General features: G+C 73.7%; 15 protein-coding genes. 8 read left to right on the forward strand and 7 right to left on the reverse strand.

Going from position 1 to position 17,809, the window contains the following annotated elements; translation table 11 throughout:
- Positions 1 to 214 precede the first annotated feature (214 nt).
- Genes ACFUEL_RS16475 through ACFUEL_RS16485 form a run of 3 tightly spaced genes read left to right on the forward strand, consistent with a single transcriptional unit; the run spans position 215 to position 3,230 of the window.
- Positions 215 to 1,036 carry an STM4013/SEN3800 family hydrolase gene (locus ACFUEL_RS16475; protein WP_380236942.1) on the forward strand — a complete coding sequence of 274 codons (822 nt, stop codon included), beginning with the start codon at positions 215 to 217 and terminating at the stop codon, positions 1,034 to 1,036.
- Positions 1,036 to 2,382 (forward strand): STM4012 family radical SAM protein, encoded by a 1,347-nt coding sequence (locus tag ACFUEL_RS16480; protein WP_380236944.1) that lies wholly within the window; start codon positions 1,036 to 1,038, stop codon positions 2,380 to 2,382. The genes ACFUEL_RS16475 and ACFUEL_RS16480 overlap by 1 nt, the downstream gene beginning before the upstream one ends.
- The gene (locus ACFUEL_RS16485) at positions 2,379 to 3,230 is read left to right on the forward strand and encodes an STM4011 family radical SAM protein (protein ID WP_380236945.1); all 852 of its coding nucleotides are present in this window, start codon (positions 2,379 to 2,381) and stop codon (positions 3,228 to 3,230) included. Before ACFUEL_RS16480 ends, ACFUEL_RS16485 begins: the two co-directional genes overlap by 4 nt.
- Before the next feature lie 31 nt (positions 3,231 to 3,261).
- Here the strand turns inward: ACFUEL_RS16485 and ACFUEL_RS16490 are convergent, their stop codons facing one another.
- The 6 genes from ACFUEL_RS16490 to ACFUEL_RS16515 are packed head-to-tail and all read right to left on the reverse strand — an operon-like array spanning position 3,262 to position 8,591.
- Positions 3,262 to 4,251, reverse strand: a complete 990-nt coding sequence (locus ACFUEL_RS16490; RefSeq protein ID WP_380236946.1) for an ABC transporter substrate-binding protein — start codon at positions 4,249 to 4,251, stop codon at positions 3,262 to 3,264.
- 30 nt (positions 4,252 to 4,281) lie between these two features.
- Positions 4,282 to 5,058, reverse strand: a complete 777-nt coding sequence (locus ACFUEL_RS16495; RefSeq protein ID WP_380236947.1) for an amino acid ABC transporter ATP-binding protein — start codon at positions 5,056 to 5,058, stop codon at positions 4,282 to 4,284.
- A complete protein-coding gene (locus ACFUEL_RS16500) occupies positions 5,055 to 6,002 on the reverse strand; it encodes an amino acid ABC transporter permease (RefSeq protein WP_380236949.1) in 948 nt (315 codons plus the stop codon). The genes ACFUEL_RS16495 and ACFUEL_RS16500 overlap by 4 nt, the downstream gene beginning before the upstream one ends.
- 14 nt (positions 6,003 to 6,016) lie before the next feature.
- A complete protein-coding gene (locus ACFUEL_RS16505; RefSeq protein ID WP_380236950.1) occupies positions 6,017 to 6,943 on the reverse strand; it encodes an ABC transporter substrate-binding protein in 927 nt (308 codons plus the stop codon).
- Positions 6,940 to 7,482 carry a GNAT family N-acetyltransferase gene (locus ACFUEL_RS16510; protein ID WP_380236951.1) on the reverse strand — a complete coding sequence of 181 codons (543 nt, stop codon included), beginning with the start codon at positions 7,480 to 7,482 and terminating at the stop codon, positions 6,940 to 6,942. Before ACFUEL_RS16510 ends, ACFUEL_RS16505 begins: the two co-directional genes overlap by 4 nt.
- Complete coding sequence (locus ACFUEL_RS16515) at positions 7,479 to 8,591, reverse strand: LLM class flavin-dependent oxidoreductase (protein ID WP_380236952.1); 1,113 nt, start codon at positions 8,589 to 8,591, stop codon at positions 7,479 to 7,481. The genes ACFUEL_RS16510 and ACFUEL_RS16515 overlap by 4 nt, the downstream gene beginning before the upstream one ends.
- Positions 8,592 to 9,175: 584 nt before the next feature.
- Here ACFUEL_RS16515 and ACFUEL_RS16520 point away from each other — a divergent pair.
- From ACFUEL_RS16520 to ACFUEL_RS16530, 3 genes are all read left to right on the forward strand, one after another.
- On the forward strand, positions 9,176 to 10,189 hold the full coding sequence (locus tag ACFUEL_RS16520; protein ID WP_380236953.1) for an amino acid ABC transporter permease: 1,014 nt from the start codon (positions 9,176 to 9,178) through the stop codon (positions 10,187 to 10,189).
- Positions 10,186 to 12,081, forward strand: a complete 1,896-nt coding sequence (locus tag ACFUEL_RS16525; protein ID WP_380236954.1) for an FAD/NAD(P)-binding protein — start codon at positions 10,186 to 10,188, stop codon at positions 12,079 to 12,081. Before ACFUEL_RS16520 ends, ACFUEL_RS16525 begins: the two co-directional genes overlap by 4 nt.
- Positions 12,082 to 12,152: 71 nt before the next feature.
- Positions 12,153 to 14,426: an FdhF/YdeP family oxidoreductase gene (locus ACFUEL_RS16530; RefSeq protein ID WP_380236955.1), complete on the forward strand. Its 2,274-nt coding sequence runs from the start codon at positions 12,153 to 12,155 to the stop codon at positions 14,424 to 14,426.
- A 90-nt stretch (positions 14,427 to 14,516) separates the two neighbouring features.
- Here the strand turns inward: ACFUEL_RS16530 and ACFUEL_RS16535 are convergent, their stop codons facing one another.
- Complete coding sequence (locus tag ACFUEL_RS16535) at positions 14,517 to 16,052, reverse strand: NlpC/P60 family protein (protein WP_380236957.1); 1,536 nt, start codon at positions 16,050 to 16,052, stop codon at positions 14,517 to 14,519.
- 300 nt (positions 16,053 to 16,352) lie between these two features.
- On the opposite strand from ACFUEL_RS16535, the gene ACFUEL_RS16540 reads away from it, so the two are divergent.
- Both ACFUEL_RS16540 and ACFUEL_RS16545 read left to right on the forward strand, forming a co-directional pair.
- The gene (locus tag ACFUEL_RS16540) at positions 16,353 to 17,516 is read left to right on the forward strand and encodes an anion permease (protein ID WP_380236959.1); all 1,164 of its coding nucleotides are present in this window, start codon (positions 16,353 to 16,355) and stop codon (positions 17,514 to 17,516) included.
- Between the two features lie 13 nt (positions 17,517 to 17,529).
- On the forward strand, positions 17,530 to 17,757 hold the full coding sequence (locus ACFUEL_RS16545) for a hypothetical protein (protein WP_380236960.1): 228 nt from the start codon (positions 17,530 to 17,532) through the stop codon (positions 17,755 to 17,757).
- Positions 17,758 to 17,809 lie beyond the last annotated feature (52 nt).

Consider the following 17,809-nt stretch of genomic DNA (forward strand, 5'->3'; position numbering starts at 1 on the left):
CTCGGGGAACGGCGAGGCCCAGTCTGCTGACGGTTCACTGCCGGAGCGCGCATCGGCTTCTGGTTCCTGTTACGGCACGCAGCAGCACGAACCTCCGATGGGCTCCGGCCACCAGCAGCACGGACTCGCCGTTCCCCGAGCCCCTGTTGTGGATCCCGCCGTTCTCACCGAGCCCCTGGCTTGTTCCCCTTCGTCTGCCGCAGAGATTCCCGACATGAACGAGGTCGTCGGCTCGCACGACCTGCTGCTGGTCACCCTCGACACGCTGCGCTACGACGTCGCCGCCGAGCTGCTCGCGGCCGGCCGCCTGCCCAACCTGGCGAAGGTGCTGCCGCCGGGCGGCTGGGAGCGGCGGCACTCGCCGGGGAGTTTCACGTACGCCGCGCACCAGGCGATCCTGGCCGGGTTCCTGCCGACGCCGGCCTCGCCGGACGGGCCGCATCCGCGGCTGTTCGCGGCGCGGTTCGCGGGGTCGGAGACCACCGGGTCGCGGACCTGGGTGTTCGACGCGCCCGACCTGCCGACGGCGCTGGCCGGGGCCGGGTACCGGACGGTGTGCATCGGCGGGGTGGGGTTCTTCAACAAGCGGGGGCCGCTGGGTTCCGTCCTGCCGGGGCTGTTCCAGGAGAGCCACTGGGCGCCGGAGCTGGGGGTGCCGTCGCCGACCTCCTTCGAGTCGCAGGTGGCGGTGGCGGAGCGGGTCGCGGCCGAGCAGCCGCCCGACCGGCCGCTGTTCCTGTTCGTCAACGTCTCGGCGCTGCACCAGCCGAACTGGTTCCACCTGCCGGGGGCGACCCGGGCGGACGGGGACAGCCGGGAGACGCACGCCGCCGCGCTGGAGTACGTGGACGCGCACGTGGGACGGCTGTTCGCGGCGATGAGCGCCCGGCGGCCGTGCTTCGCGATCGTCTGCTCGGACCACGGCACCGCGTACGGCGAGGACGGGTACACCGGCCACCGGATCGGCCACGAGGTGGTCTGGACCGTCCCGTACGCGCACTTCACCCTTCCCGCCGGCCCGCCGCAGGAGTCCTGATGAGCACCACCACCACCGCCGAGTCCCCGTACCAGAGCTACGTCTACGCGTACCCGCACAAGACGGCGTACCGCGCGCTGCCGGAGCGGCCGCGGCTCGCCGAGCTGTGGCGGGGCGAGAAGCAGGACGCGCTGTCGCTGTACCTGCACGTGCCGTTCTGCGAGGTGCGGTGCGGGTTCTGCAACCTGTTCACCCGGATCGGCAGCCCGGAGGGGCTGACCACGGCGTACCTGGACGCGCTGGAGCGGCAGGCGCGGCAGGTGCGGGAGGCGCTGGAGCCGGGGGCTCGGTTCGCGCTGGCGGCGTTCGGCGGCGGGACGCCGACCTACCTGGGCCCGGCCGAGCTGGAACGGCTGTGCGACATCGCCGAGTTGCGGATGGGGGCGGACCTGCGGGCGGTGCCGCTCTCGGTCGAGGCGTCGCCGGACACCGCGACGGCGGACCGGCTGCGGGTGCTGGCCGAGCGCGGGACGACCCGGCTGAGCCTGGGCGTGCAGTCGTTCCTGGACGGGGAGGCGCGGGCGGCGGTGCGCCCGCAGAAGCGGGCGGCGGTGGAGGCCGCGCTGGGGCGGGTGCGGGCGGCCGGGTTCCCGGTGCTGAACATCGACCTGATCTACGGCATCGACGGCCAGACGCCCGCCAGTTGGGTGGAGTCCCTGGACGCCGCCCTGGCGTGGCGGCCGGAGGAGCTGTACCTGTACCCGCTGTACGTCCGCCCGCTGACCGGCCTGGGCCGGCACGGCACGGCCGACGCGCCGAACCCGGAGTGGGACGCCCAGCGGCTGGCGCTGTACCGGGCGGGCCGCGACCACCTGCTGGCCGAGGGGTACGAGCAGGTGTCGATGCGGATGTTCCGCCGGGCCGGCGCGGCGAGCGCGGGCGCGGGCGCGGGCGCGGGCGAGTACGCCTGCCAGACCGACGGCATGGTGGGCCTGGGCTGCGGGGCCCGCTCGTACACCTCGCGGCTGCACTACTCCTTCGACTACGCGGTGGACGCGCGCGAGGTGCGGAAGATCATCGACGACTACGTGGCCGCCGAGGACTTCTCCCGGGCCGAACTGGGCTGGGTGATGACGGACGAGGAGACCCGGCGCCGCCACCTGGTGCAGTCGCTGCTCCAGGGCGAGGGCGTCGACCTGGCGGCCTACCGGGAGCGCTTCGGCAGCGCCCCGGAGCTGGACTTCCCGGCCGAGCTGGCCGAGTTCGCCGCCCGCGGCTGGCTGTCGGCGCAGGACCCGGCCCGGCTGCTGCTGAGCGCGGAGGGCCTGGCCTGGTCGGACGCGGTGGGGCCGCGGCTGTTCTCGCCGGCGGTGCGCGCCGGCATGGCGGAGTACGAGGCCAAGTGAGCGACCACCTGACCCTGCTCTACCGGGGCCCGCTGTCCTCCTGCGACTACGACTGCCCGTACTGCCCGTTCGCCAAGCGGCGCGACACCCCCGAGCTGCTGCGGGCCGACCGGGCGGCGCTGGAGCGGTTCACCGCCTGGGCGGCGGCGTACGGGCACGGGCGGCTGTCGGTGCTGTTCACGCCGTGGGGCGAGGGGCTGGTGCGCAGCTGGTACCGGCGGGCGATGGTGGAGCTGAGCCGGCTGCCGCACCTGGACCGGGTGGCGATCCAGACCAACGCGAGCTGCCGGACCGGCTGGCTGGCGGAGGCGGACCGCTCGAAGCTGGCGCTGTGGGTGACGTACCACCCGGGGCAGGTGACCGAGCAGCGCTTCCTCGCCAGGTGCGCCGAACTCGCCGCGCTGGGCGTGCGGTTCAGCGTCGGCGTGGTCGGGCAGCCGGAGCACCTGGCGGCGGCCCGGCGGCTGCGCGCGGCGCTGCCGCCGGGGGTCTACCTGTGGGTGAACGCGGCCGACGGGCTGAGCTACACCGACGCCGAGGCGGCGCAGTGGTCGGAGCTGGACCCGCTGTTCGGCTACAGCCGCCACCCGCACCGCAGCGCGGGCCTGCCGTGCCGGACGGGCGAGAGCGTGGTGTCGGTGGACGGGGACGGCACGGTGCGCCGCTGCCACTTCGTCCGGCCGCCGCTGGGCAACCTGTACGACGACTCGTACCGGGCGCAACTGCGGCCGCGGGCCTGCCCGTTGGGCTCGTGCGACTGCCACATCGGGTACGTGCACCTGGAGTCGCTGCCGCTGTACGACGTGTTCGCGGGCGGCGTGCTGGAGCGCATCCCGCACGGGTGGTGAGGGATGCGCTCCAACGGCCGCGCCGGGAGCTTCAGTTGTCGGTCCTGGGCAGGCCGGGCGGGTTGATCTCGGAGGTCGGCACGGCCTCGTTGTCCAGGCCCCAGCGCTTCAGGACCTGGGCGTAGCTGCCGTTCCTGATGGTCTCGTTGATGGCCTCGTTGAGCGCCTCGACCAGGCCGTTGTCCTTCCTGGTGGTGGCGGCGATCTTGCCGAGCACGGTGTCGCCCGCGCCGGAGTAGGTGCCGATCACCTCGGTCTCGCCGGTCTGCGCGGAGTGGAAGGCGGTGGCCGGGTTGGGGCCGAGCCAGGCGTCGATCCGGCCGGAGCCGAGGGCGAGGTAGTAGTCGGAGGAGTTCTGGTAGTACTTCACGTCGACCGGCTCGAGGCCGTTCTCGACGTCCTGCTCGCTCCAGGCCAGCAGCAGCTTCTCCTGGTTGGTGCCGGAGGAGACGCCGATGGTGTGCCCGGCGACGTCGGCCGGGCCCTTGACCTTCCAGTTGCCGCCCTTCTTCGCCTCGAAGCCGAGGATGTCGAGCCGGTAGGTGGCGAAGTCGTACTTCTCCTTGCGGGCCTCGGTGACGGTGACGTTGGTGACGGCCGCGTCGTACTTGCCGCTGTCCAGTCCGACGAAGACGTTCTCCCAGGAGGCCGGGTCGATCTCGACCTTCAGGCCGAGCACGTCGCCGATCAGGTACGCCAGGTCGGGCTCGGTGCCGATGACGGTCTTGTCGTCGGTGGCGTAGAAGCCGAGCGGCGGGACGGTGCCGACGTCGGCGGCGACCCGGAGGGTGCCTCTTCGTCGGACCTCGTCGGGGACGAGTGCGGCGATCGCCTCGACCTCGGGCGTGCTGATCCGGTTCTGGTCCGGGGTCAGGTTGATCTTCACGCCGTTGGGCGCGGTGCCCTCCTTCTTGGCGCCGAGGTCGGCGGAGGCGTTGTCCGCGGAGCCGCAGGAGGAGAGCAGCAGAGCGGCGGCGAGGGCGGCGGCGGCCGGAGCGAAGGTGCGGCGGTACACGGACACGGGGGCGACTCCTTTGTGCGAGAAGGGACTTCAGAGGACCTTGGTGAGGAAGGCGCGGGTGCGCTCGTGCTGCGGGTCGTCCAGCACCCGGGCGGGCGGGCCCTGTTCGACCACCACGCCGCCGTCCATGAACACCACGGCGTCGGCGACCTCGCGGGCGAAACCGATCTCGTGGGTGACCACGATCATGGTGGTGCCGGTGCGGGCCAGGTCCTTGATCACGTCGAGCACCTCGCCGACCAGCTCCGGGTCGAGCGCCGAGGTCGGCTCGTCGAACAGCAGCACCTTGGGCTCCAGGGCGAGCGCGCGGGCGATGGCGACGCGCTGCTGCTGGCCGCCGGAGAGCCGGCGCGGGTACTCGGCGGCCTTGTCGGCGAGGCCGACCCGCTCCAGCAGCTCCAGCGCCCGGGTCCGGGCCCGGTCCTTGGGCACGCCGAGCGCGCCGACCGGGGCCTCCACCAGGTTCTCCAGCACGGTCAGGTGCGGGAACAGGTTGAAGTTCTGGAACACGAAACCGAGCCGGGTGCGCTGCTTGAGCACCTCGCGCTCGGGCAGTTCGCGCAGCTTGTCGCCGACCTGCCGGTAGCCGATCAGCTCGCCGTCCACCCGGACGTACCCCCGGTCGAGCTTCTCCAGGTGGTTGACCGCCCGCAGCAGGGTGGACTTGCCGGAGCCGGACGGGCCGAGCACCACGGTGACGGTGCCGGGCCGTACGTCGAGGTCGATGCCGCGCAGCACCTCCAGCCGTCCGAACCGCTTGTGCACGCCGCGCACTTCGACCATGGCCGTGGCGCTCTCGCCGCTCATGCCCGCTTCTCCTTGCTCTCGGTGACAGCGGCGCGCAGCCGCTGCCAGGGGGTGGGCGGCGCGTGGCGCTCGCTGCCGCGGGCGAAGTAGCGCTCGACGTAGTACTGGACCAGCGAGAGGGCGGTGGTCAGCAGCACGTACCAGACGGTGGCGACCATCAGCAGCGGCACCACCCGGCCGGTGCGGCCGTAGATCACCTGGACCTGGTAGAAGAGCTCGCCGATCGCCATCACGTAGACGATCGAGGTGCCCTTGAACAGCGAGACGACCTCGTTGGCGGCGTTCGGCAGGATGCCGCGCATGGCCTGCGGCAGCACGATCCGCCACGCCTGCCGGAACCTCGGGATGCCGAGCGCGGCGGCCGCTTCGAGCTGCCCGGCGTCCACCGCGAGCACCCCGCCCCGGATGATCTCGGCGGCGTACGCGGCCTGGTGCAGGGCGAGGCCGAGGACGGCGGCGCCGAGGGCGCCGAGCAGGTCCATGGTGCCGAAGGAGGCGAAGGTCGGGCCGAACGGGATGCCGATCCCGATCCGCTTGTACAGGTAGGCCAGGTTGAACCAGAACACCAGCTGCACGATCAGCGGGATCGAGCGGAACGCCCACACGTACGTCCAGGCGATGGTGCGCAGGACCTGGCTGCCGGACAGCCGCAGCGCGGCGATCACCGCGCCCAGCGCGAAGCCCAGGACGGTGCCGTAGGCGGTGAGTTGGAGGGTGACGCCGACCGCGCGCAGGATGCTGTCGGAGAACACGAAGGTGCGGAAGGTCGGCCAGTCCCAGCCGGGGTTGACGGCCAGGCCGTGCAGGAACTGGGCGGCTAGCACCAGCGCGGCCAGGCCGGCCACCGGCCGCCACGGCCGGCGGTGCGGGACGATCGTCAACTGCCCGGCCGGGTCGTCGGGTTGTCGCAGCGGCGGGGCCTTCTCGGGGGTGAGGGCGGTCATCGGGGGCTCCGTGGTCAGGGGTGCTCGGGCGGGTTGATCTCGGACTCGGTGATCGCCGAGTCGGCGGTGCCCCACTTGGCCAGGATCCTCCGGTACGTGCCGTCCTTGATCAGCTCGTTGACGGCGGCCTGGAAGGCGGGGGTGAGCGGCGAGCCCTTCTTGAACGCGAAGCCCACGTCGAGGCGGTGGAACTCACCGAGGAAGCGGATCTTCGCGGCGGGCTGGGCGGCCTGGTAGCGCAGGCCGTTGATGGTGGACATCACCACGTCGAGGCGGTTCTGCTGGAGGCCGGTGAGCACGGCCCCGTTCTCGGAGAACGCCTTGACCTCGTACGGTTTCTTGCCGGCCTGCGCGCAGACGTCCTTCTCGGCGTTCAGGGTGGCCTCGAAGGTGGTGCCCGCGCCGGTGCCGATGGTCAGGCCGCACAGCTGGACCAGGTCGGTGACGGCGTTCAGCGCGGTGTTGTCGGAGCGCACCGCGAAGCCCTGCCCGTCGTCGACGTAGGTGACGAAGTCGACGGTCTTCAGCCGGGCCGCGGTGACGCCGAAGTTGCCGGTGCCGACGTCGTACTTGCCGCTGCCGAGCGCGGGCAGGATGGTCTCGAACGCGGCGTCCTCGCGCTGCACCTTCAGCCCGAGCACCGCGGCGACGGCGTCGGTCAGGTCGACGTCCAGCCCGGTGATCTCCTTCCTGCCCTCCGGGTAGTACGCCCCGGGCGGGGCGCCGACCGCGCCGCCGAGCCTGATCGTGCCGGACGCCTTGACGTCGTCGGGCAGCAGCGCGGCCGCGGCCTCGCTCTTCCGCAGGCCGCTCAGGACGTCCTGGCTCGGCTGGATGCCGACCGGCGCGGCGTTCGGGGCGGCCACCGGGTCGGAGCCGCAGCCCGTCAGCGCCAGGGCGGCGGCGGTGGCCAGGGCGGCCGCGGGAAGGTGGCGCTTCATCGGGTGGGTGCCTTTCCGGCCGCCGCGGCGGCCAGGTCCTGCGGGTGGTGGGACGGACGGGGGCGGAGCAGGTCCTTCTCGAACAGCAGCGGGTCGCCGTCCGGTGCGGGCTCTGCGCGGACGTCGAACAACGGGGTGTACCCGGCCGCCAGGTAGAGGCCCCTGGCCTCGGGCTGGCGCGGGCCGGTGGTGAGGAGGATCCGGCGGTACCCGGCCTCCCGGGCGGCGGCCTCCAGTTCGGCCAGCACCCGGCGGCCGAAGCCCTGGCGACGGTGCCCGGCGGCGGTCCACATCCGCTTCACCTCGGCGGTGCCCTCGTCCGCGTGGCGGCGGTAGGCGCCGCCGGCCACCGGTTCGTCCCCGCGCAGCAGCAGGAGCAGCAGGCCGTCGGGCGGGGTGAACTCCTCGGCGCCGTAGCGGGCCATCTCCCGGTGGCCGCCGGGGCCGTAGCGGGTGACGTACTCGTGGGTGAGTTCGCGGACCAGCGGTTCGGCGAGCGGGTCGCCCAGGACGGCCCGCACCACGGTCAGGGCGCTCATGCGGCCGCGGCGGCCTTGGCGGCGTCGCGCTTGGCGACCTCCTCGCGGACGATCGGGATGACGTGCCGGCCGAAGTCGATGGCGTCGCCGACGTGGTCGTAGCCGCGGGCGGAGAGGATGTCCACGCCGAGGTCGTAGTAGTCGAGCAGCGCCTGGGCGACCGTCTCGGGCGTGCCGACCAGGGCGTTGGAGTTGCCGGCCCCGCCGGTGGCGGCGGCGGTCGGGGTCCACAGCGCGCGGTCGTAGCGCTCGCCGGCCTCGGCGATCTCCAGCAGCCGCTGCGAGCCGGCGTTCTCCGGCCCGTCGCCGCCGGTCAGCCGGCGGCGCACCAGGTCGTTCGCCTCCCGGCGGTGCTTGATCGCGGCGACCGTGCGGTGCGCCTTCTCCCAGGCGAGTTCCTCGGTGGGCGCGATGATCGGCCGGAAGGCGACCTGGATCCGCGGGGTGTCGGTGCGCCCGGCGGCCCGGGCGGCGGCCTTCACCAGCTCGATCTGCTCGGCGGTGCGGGCCAGCGGCTCGCCCCACAGCGCGTAGATGTCGGCCTCGGCGCCGCCGGCCGCGAACGCGGCGGGCGAGGAGCCGCCGAAGGAGACGTCCGGCCGGGGCTGCTGGACCGGGAAGACGTCCGAGACGAAGTCGTCGAAGCGGTAGAACTCGCCCTCGTGGTCGAAGGGTTCGCGGCTGGTCCACGCCTTCTTGACGATGCCGATGTACTCGCGGGTGCGGTCGTAGCGGCGGTCCTTGGGCAGGAAGTCGCCCTCGCGCCGCTGCTCGTGGTCGCTGCCGCCGGTGATGAAGTGCACGGTGAGCCGGCCGTCGCTGATCCGGTCCAGGGTGGCGAAGGTCTTGGCGGCGAAGGTCGGGTACGAGACGTTGGGCCGGTGCGCGAGCAGGATCTGCAGCCGGTCGAGCTTGGCGGCGAGGTACGCGGCGGAGGCGGCGGGCTCGGGCGATCCGGCGCCGTAGGCGAACAGCACCCGGTCCCAGCCGTGGTCCTCGTGGGCGCGGGCCAGGCGCAGCGTGTAGTCGCGGTCGAAGGCGTGGGTGGTGCGGGCGGTGGTCTCCGAACCGTCGCCGGTGGCGGCGATTCCGAGGAACTCGACGGGCATGGTGAAGCCTCTTCCGGAGGTGCGGGGCCGCGTCCGGGCAGGCCGGGGAGCGCCTCGGCGGGCGGGCGCGAACGGCGGCGGCGGCAGGTGGGGAGAACGGCGTGGGCGCGTGACGGGGCGCCGGCTCGGGAGCGAGCGGGAAGGCGGGGGTCGGCGGCAGCGTGCGCCTGTCGATCCGTCCGGACGGACGGGTTCCCGGCCCGCGAAGGGGCGACCGAGGGAGGACTCCCGGAGGAGGAAGGGCCGGTCAGGCGGCCCGCTGCCGGGTCAGCCGCGACACGCCGCGGACCACACCCGACCGAAGTCGATGTGGCCTCGCTTCACGAGGGCGGGCTGCTCGGCTGTCATGTCGAACAGTTGAGCAGTGCCGCCGACCGCCCGTCAACCTTCCCGCCGGGAACGAAACACCGGCGTCACACCCGCGTCCTTGACAGCCTTCGCTCGCGCACGCGTACGATCGGAACCGGAGCGAGAACCACCCGGGCCCGGACGAACTGCCTTCCGGCCCAGCCGCGTTGAGGGACGCGGCGCGCGTGAGTGACGGCATGCGGCCACCGCCCGCCCCGCCGCCCGTTGGAGCCCTCATGGCCTCGCCCGCCCTCCCGTCCACCGGTCCCCGGTCCACCGCGCCACCGGCCCCGGCCGGCCCCGGCGCCGGCCCTGCCGCCCCGCCGCCCGAGCTGTTGACCGACCTGTTGACCGAGCCGTCGGCCGAGCTGCCGATCGTGCCCCGCCGCCGCCCCGGGCGGTACGTCAGCGGCGGCCTGGCGCTGCTCGCCGCCGCCCTGCTGGTGCGCTCGCTGGCCGGCAACCCGGCCTTCGAGTGGCCGGTGGTCGGCACCTACCTGACCGCCCCGTCGATCCTGCGCGGCCTGCTGCTGACGCTCTGGCTGACCGGCGCGGTGATGGTGCTCGGCTTCGCCCTGGGCACCCTGCTCGCGGTGGCCCGACTGTCGGACAACCCGGTGCTGCGGAGCCTGAGTTGGGGCTTCGTGTGGATCTTCCGGGCCACTCCGCTGCTGGTCCAGCTGCTGTTCTGGTTCAACATCGGGGCGCTGTACCCGACGCTGTCGCTCAGCCTGCCGTTCGGCGGCGAGCTGTTCGCGGTGAAGACCGTCAACCTGCTGGGCCCGGTGCTGACCGCCCTGGTCGGACTGACCCTGCACGAGGCCGCGTTCGCCGCCGAGGTGGTGCGCTCGGGCGTCCAGTCGGTCGACCAGGGCCAGTTGGAGGCGGCCGCCTCGCTGGGCCTGGACCGCGGCCGGGTGCTGCGCCGGATCGTGCTGCCGCAGGCGATGCGGGCGATCCTGCCGCCCGCCGGGAACATGCTGATCGGCACCCTCAAGGGCACCTCGGTGATCAGCGTGCTGGCCGTCCACGACCTGCTGTTCTCCGCCCAGTTGATCTACAACCAGACGTACCGGGTGATCCCGCTGCTGATGGTGGCCACCGTCTGGTACGTCGTGGTGACCAGCGTGCTGTCGGTCGGCCAGTACTACCTGGAGCGGCACTTCGCCCGCGGCGCCACCCGCGGCGGACTGCCGCCGACGCCGTGGCAGCGGGCCCGCGCCCTCTACCGGCGCACGGCCGGGCGGTGAGCGCGGTGCCCGTACTGGTCGTGGTCGGGGCCGGGCCGCGCGGCACCGGCCCGCTGGAGCGGATCGCCGCCAACGCCCCCGAACTGCTGGGCCCCGGCGTCGAGTTGGACGTCCACCTGGTCGACCCGCACCCGCCCGGCGGGGGCCGGATCTGGCGGCACGCGCAGTCCCCGCTGCTGCGGATGAACTCGATGGCCGAGGACGTCACCATGTTCACCGACGAGCGCACCACCATGGACGGCCCGGTCCGCCCCGGCCCCTCGCTCGCCGAGTGGGCCGCCGACCCGGCCGCCCACCCCCCGTACCTGCCGGTCGGGGACCGGGAGGTGGCCGCCGAACTGCACGCCCTGGCCCCCACCGACTTCCCCACCCGGCGCGCCCAGAGCGGCTACCTGGACTGGGTGCTGCGCCGGGCCGCCGGCGAACTCCCGGACAACGTACGGCTGTTCGTCCACCGGGACACCGCGCGCCGGCTCACCGGCGAACCGGACGGGCCGCAGCTCGTCCACCTCTCCGACACCGTGCTGCTCGCCGACCGGGTGGTGCTCGCCCTCGGCCACCTGGACTCCGCGCCCGGCCCCGACACCGCCGACCCGCGCGACTTCGCCGAACGGCACGGCCGCACCTACCTGCCGCCCGCGTTCACCGCCGACGCCGACCTGTCCGGCCTGGCCCCCGGCGAACGCGTCCTGGTCCGCGGCCTCGGCCTGGCCTTCGTCGACCTGGTCGCACTGCTCACCGAGGGCCGCGGCGGCCGCTTCTCCCCGCGCCCCGGCGGCGGCCTGCGCTACCACCCCTCCGGCCGCGAACCCGTACTGTACGCGGGAAGCCGCCGCGGCGTCCCGTACCACGCCAAGACCGGCTACCGGCTCCAGGGCCCGCCCCCGCCGCTGCCCCGCTACTTCGGCCCCGACCTCGAACTCCCGGACGGGAAACTCGAGTTCAAGCGCGACCTGTGGCCCGCCATGGCCAAGGAGCTCGGCTTCGCCTACTACCACGAACTGTTCCACGGCCACCCCGAACGCACCACCCTGCCCTGGGCCGAGTTCCTGGCCGCCTACGACCGCCACCCCTGGGAGAGCCCCGAACGCGCCGCCCTGGTCGCCGCCGCCGTCCCCGACCCCGAGGACCGCCTCGACCTGGAACGCCTGGACCGCCCGCTCGCCGGCCTGCGGGTCGGCAGCCCCGCCGAACTCCAGCAGCACCTGCGCGCCCACCTGCGCGCCGACCTGGCCCGCCGCTCCGACCTGCGGCACAGCGCCGACCTCGGCGCCTTCTACGCCCTGCTCTCGATCTACGGCCGGCTCATCCGCCTGCTGCCCGCCCACCCGCTCACCGCCCGCTCCACCGCTGCCGAACTCGACGGCTGGTGGCAGGGTTTCTTCTCCTGCTACGCCTCCGGCCCGCCCGGCTTCCGGCTCGAACAGCTGCTCGCCCTCTCCGACGCCGGACTGCTGCACTTCCTCGGCCCCGACCTGCACGTCGACCTCGACGAGGAGCACGGCACCTTCCGCGCCTCCTCCCCCGCCCTGCCCGGCCACCACGTCCACGGCACCGCACTGGTCGACGCCTTCCTGCCCCGGCACGCCCTCGACCGCAGCAACGACCCGCTGCTGCGCCAACTCCTGCGCGACGGACGGATCGACGAAGAACGGCTGGCCGACCCCGACGGCCACACCTACCGCTCCGGGCTGGTCCGCACCGACCCCGACGCCCGCCTGATCGACCCCTCCCTCGGCCACCGCCCGCACCCGCGCCGCACCGCTCTCGGCGCCCCCACCACCACCCGCGCCCCGGCCGCCTTCGCCCGCCCGCACACCGACGCCCCGTCCTTCCGGCAGAACGACGCCGTCGCCCGCCGCCTGCTCACCGAACTCCAGAAGGAGGACTGACCGCCGCCGCACGACACGTCCCCCCGCACCGGATACGCTCCGAGGACCCCGAGCCCTCCGGAGAGTCCGCCATGGCCAAGCAGCCCCCGCACCGCGACCCCGCCCAGGACGCGCCGCACGTCGCGCCGCCGGCCCGTGCCGCCGCCGGCCTGCCCGCGATCGGGCACACCCTGCGGATGGCCGCCGAGCAGATGTCCCCGGGCCGGACGCTGGCCACCCTGCGCAAGGTCAACCAGCCCGGCGGCTTCGACTGCCCCGGCTGCGCCTGGCCCGAGCCGGACAAGCCGCACCTGGCCGAGTTCTGCGAGAACGGCGCCAAGGCCGTCGCCGAGGAGGCCACCGAGCGCCGGATCACCCCGGCCTTCTTCGCCGAGCACCCGGTCGCCGACCTCGCCGAGCGCTCCGGCTACTGGCTCGGCCAGCAGGGCCGGCTCACCACCCCGATGCTGCTGGACGAGGGCGCCACCCACTACGCCCCGATCGGCTGGGACGACGCCTTCGCGCTGATCGCCGAGGAGCTGACCGCGCTCGACTCCCCGGACGGGGCCGCCTTCTACACCTCCGGCCGCACCTCCAACGAGGCCGCCTTCGCGTACCAACTGTTCGCCCGCAGGCTCGGCACCAACAACCTGCCGGACTGCTCCAACATGTGCCACGAGTCCTCGGGCTCGGCGCTCACCGAGACGCTCGGCGTGGGCAAGGGCAGCGTCTCGCTCAAGGACCTGTACCAGGCCGACCTGATCGTCGTCGCGGGCCAGAACCCGGGCACCAACCACCCCCGGATGCTCTCCGCCCTGGAGCGCGCCAAGCGGGCCGGCGCGAAGATCGTCAGCGTCAACCCGCTGCCCGAGGCCGGGCTGGAGCGGTTCAAGAACCCGCAGACCCCGCGCGGCCTGGTCGGCGGCGGCACCAGGCTCACCGACCTGTTCCTGCAGATCCGGCTCGGCGGCGACCTCGCCCTGTTCCGCGCCCTGAACCACCTGCTGCTCACCACCCCGGGCGCCGTCGACGAAGCCTTCGTCGCCGAACACTGCGCCGGCTACCACGAGTTCGCCGCCGAGGCCGCCGAGCTCGACCGGGCGGCCGTGCTGCGCGCCACCGGCCTGCCCTGGGAGCAGATCGAGGAGCTGCACCGCCTGGTGCTCGACTCGCGGAAGGTCGTCGTCTGCTGGGCGATGGGCCTCACCCAGCACAAGCACTCCGTCCCCACCATCCGCGAGGTGGTCAACTTCCTGCTGCTGCGCGGCAACGTGGGCCGCCCCGGCGCCGGCGTCTGCCCCGTCCGCGGGCACAGCAACGTCCAGGGCGACCGCACCATGGGCATCTTCGAGCGCCCCTCCACCGCCTTCCTGGACGCCCTCGGCAAGGAGTTCGGCTTCGAGCCGCCGCGCGCGCACGGCCACGACACCGTCGACACCATCCGGGCGATGCGCGACGGCCGGGTCAGGGTGTTCTTCGCGATGGGCGGCAACTTCGTCTCCGCGAGCCCCGACACCGGCGCCACCGAGGCCGCGATGCGCAACTGCCGGCTCACCGTGCACGTCTCCACCAAGCTCAACCGCTCGCACCTGGTCACCGGCGCCCGCGCCCTGATCCTGCCCACCCTCGGCCGCACCGACCGCGACCTCACCCCCGCCGGGCCGCAGTTCGTCAGCGTCGAGGACTCCATGGGCATGGTGCACTCCTCCCGCGGCGGCCTGCGCCCGCCCGCGCCCGGCCTGCTCTCCGAGGTCGCCATCGTCACCCGGCTGGCCCGCGCCGTCCTCGGCCCCCAGGACCCCACCCCCTGGGAGGAGTTCGCCCTCGACTACGACCGGATCCGCGAACGCATCGCCCGGGTCGTCCCCGGCTTCGACGACTACAACACCAGGGTCCGCCGCCCCGGCGGCTTCGCCCTCCCGCACGCCCCGCGCGACAGCCGCACCTTCCCCACCGCCACCGGGAAGGCCAACTTCACCGTCAACCCGCTGACCGCCCCCGACGTCCCGGCCGGCCGCCTGCTGCTCCAGACCCTCCGCTCGCACGACCAGTACAACACCACCGTCTACGGCCTGGACGACCGCTACCGCGGCATCACCGGCGGCCGCCGCGTCGTCCTGGTCAACCCCGCCGACGCCGCCGAACTCGGCCTCACCGAAGGCCAGTTCGTCGACCTGGTCAGCGAGTGGACCGACGGCAGCGAGCGCCGCGCCCCGCACTTTCGGGTGGTCCACTACCCCGTCGCCCGCGGCGGCGCGGCCGCCTACTACCCGGAGACCAACGTCCTCGTCCCGCTGGACTCCACGGCCGACATCAGCAACACCCCGACCTCGAAGTCCGTCCTGATCCGCTTCGAGACACCGTAGCGAAGGCGTTCAGGGGCCCGGGGAACGGCGGGGCCGTGGCTGCGGGCGGTTCAGGGCCGGAAGCGTCCAGCCGCCCCCGGCCCCCGGACCTCAACCCGCCGACCGGCTCCCCGACGGCGACGCCGCCTCGCCCCCGCTCGGCGACCCCGACCCGCTGGGCGTCCCGCTCGAACTCGCCGAGCCCGAGGCCGATTCACCGGGCGAAGCCGAACCCGGAGCCGGCTCCGAAGGCGTCCCCGACCCGCTCGGCGTCCCCGACCCGCTGGGCGATCCCGACCCGCTGGGCGACCCCGTCCCGCTCGGCGTCCCGGAGTCCGAAGGCGACGCAGGAGCGCTCGGCGTCGCGGACGCGCTCGGCACCCCCGGCGCGGTGGGCGTCGGCGACGCCGCAGGCGGTGTCGGGAGCGTCGACGGCTTGGCCGGCTGGATCCGCACCGCGCCCAGCTGGACGTCCGGCACCTTCCACTGGCCGCCCGCGTCGTCCGCCGCCTCGTCCCCGTCCGGGCGCACCGCGCCCAGGATCGGCATGGCCCCGATCTGGGTGACCTTCACCACGTCCCCGGTGTGCGGGGCCTGGACGATCAGCCCGCCGCCGATGTACATCCCGATGTGCGTCGCGCCGCCGTAGTAGACGATCAGGTCGCCCGGCCGGATCTGGTTCAGCGGCACGTGCTTGAGCTGCGCCCACTGCTCCTGGCTGGTGCGCGGGATGGGCACCCCGGCGTGCAGCCACGCCTGCGAGGTGAGGCCGGAGCAGTCGAACACGTCCGGTCCGGCGCCGCCCCACACGTAGTCCTTGCCGAGCTGCTGGAGCGCCCAGGCGACCGCCTTGCGGCCCGCCGCCGACGGCGTCCGCTCGCCCTTGCCGAGCGCCCCGGAGGCGAGGAAGGCGAGTTGGGCCTCGCTGGCCCGCTGCTTCTCCAGTTCGGCGAGTTCTTCGCGCTGGGCGCCGGTGAGCGAGCCGACCAGCTGCTCGACCTCGGCGAGCTTGGCGGCCACGTCGTTCCTGGCCTTCTCCTGGTCGGCGGCCAGCGTCTTCGACTCGGCGACCGCCTGCTCGGCGGCGGCGCGCAGCGCCTCGAGGGTGTCCCGGTCGGCCTTGAGCCGGTCCAGGAACTCCTTCTGCGAGTGCCCGGCGGAGCGCAGGAGTTCGGCGATCAGCAGGGCCTCGTACGGGTTCTCGGCCATCAGCAGTTCGGCGTACCCGGAGACCTGGCTGTTGCGGTACTGCGCGGCGGCGAGCTGCGAGGCGAGGTCGCTGCCGGTGTCGACGGCGTCCTGCTGCCGTTCGGCCCGCACGGTGAGGTCCTCGACGGTGGCCTGCTGCTCGGCGAGGGCGGCGACGGTGCCGTTGTACTTCTCGGTGGCGGCCTCGGCCTGCTGGTAGAGCTCGTGCAGCTGGTCGAGCAGCGGCCCGAGGGTGCGCTTGGCGTCGGCGAGCGGGTCGGCCCCCGGGGCGACCGTCGGGGCGGTGACCGCCGGGGTGCCGGGTTCGGGCACCGCGTACGCGGCCGAGCCGAGGAACGGCAGGGTGAGCGCGGCGGCGGCGAGCACCGCTCCGCAGCGCAGCGCGGCGCGCACCCACGGTCGCAGGCCGGTCGACTCGGTCCGCTGTCCAGCCCCCATCGGCCGGCCCTCCCCTGGTTGTCCGTCGGCGATCGGACCGATCCTGTCACGGGAACCCCCGTCGGCGGCAGGTGCTTTCGGGACCGCCGGGTGAATTCTCATCCGGTCCGGCATGTGAGAACGGTCTCACGGCGGGGCGCGGGCGCCCGGCCGGTCTCCACGGAAACCGGTCCTCCCGGCAACTCCCGCGCCACGAACGGAACCGCGACTCCGCGTCGAGTTAACCTCCCGTTCACCATCCCTCCCTACCTTCGCCGAGGACAGCAACGTCAGTCCGACCACTACGACGATTGTTTGGGTATGGAACACATCACGTTCCTGGTGGCCGTTGTGATCATCACGGCGCTCGCCTTCGACTTCACCAACGGCTTCCACGACACCGCCAACGCGATGGCCACCTCCATCGCGACCGGCGCGCTCAAGCCCAAGGTCGCCGTCGCGATCGCGGCGGTGCTGAACTTCGCCGGTGCCTTCCTCTCCGTGAAGGTCGCCACCACCATCTCGGGCGGCCTCGTCAACGAGAAGGCCGGACTGCAGCCCTCGATCATCTTCGCCGCCCTGGTCGGCGCGATCCTGTGGAACCTGCTGACCTGGCTCAAGGGCCTACCCTCGTCCTCCTCGCACGCCCTGTACGGCGGCCTGATCGGCGCCACCGTGGTCGGCACCGGCCTGCACGGCGTGAACTTCACCACCGTGGTCACCAAGATCCTGATCCCGGCGGTCGCCTCGCCGATCATCGCGGGCCTGGCCTCCTGGGGCGCGACCAAGCTGGCCTACCTGATCACCCGCGGCGCCCCGGTGGAGGGCACCGAGAAGGGCTTCCGCCGGGGCCAGGTCTTCTCGTCCTCGCTGATCTCGCTCGCGCACGGCACCAACGACGCGCAGAAGACGATGGGCATCATCACGCTGACCCTGATCTCGGCCGGCGCGCTGGACAAGGGCGACGGCCCGCCGGTCTGGGTGATCGTCAGCGCGGGTCTGGCCATCGCGCTGGGCACCTACATGGGCGGCTGGCGGATCATCCGCTCGATGGGCTCCGGGCTGGCCGACATCCGGCCGCCGCAGGGCTTCGCCTCGGAGACCGCGGCCGCGACGGTGATCCTGACCTCCTCGCACATGGGCTACGGCCTGTCCACCACCCAGGTGTGCTCCGGCGGCATCATGGGCGCGGGCCTGGGCGGCCCGTCCGGCAAGCTGCGCTGGGGCATGGTCCGCCGCATGGTCGCCACCTGGGGCCTGACCCTGCCGGCCTCCGCCGCGGTCTCCGGCGTGGCCGCGCTGGTCGCCGACCGCGGCAACTGGGGCGTGGCCCTGGTGGGCCTGGCGCTGGTGGCGGGCGCCGGTTCGATGTGGCTGGTCTCGCGCCGCCGTCCGGTGCACGCGGAGAACGTCAACGAGGCGGACGCGGCCCCGGTGGCCGTCGGACTGCCCGCCGCCCCCGCCCCGACCACCCTCGCGGCCTGAGAGGAACCCCGCCATGGACATCAAGTGGGCCGCACTGGCCGAGACCGCGGGCGTCAGCCTGCTGGTGACCGTCGCCGTGGTCGTCGTCTTCGCGCTCGGCAACCTCGCGCTGTCCCGCCGGGAGGCCGCCGTCGCGGCGGGCACCGGCCGGGGCGTCCCGGCCCTGGTCGCCGCGGGCGTCTGCTTCGCGGCCTGCGCGGCCGTGGTGCTGTACGGCATCTCGCTGATCGCCGCCAAGTAGCCGAGCAGGAGCGCGCGCACGACGAAGGGCCCCCGCCGGGACGGCGGGGGCC

The sequence above is a fragment of the Kitasatospora sp. NPDC057198 genome (assembly GCF_042670125.1).
In the GTDB taxonomy this organism is placed as follows: domain Bacteria; phylum Actinomycetota; class Actinomycetes; order Streptomycetales; family Streptomycetaceae; genus Kitasatospora.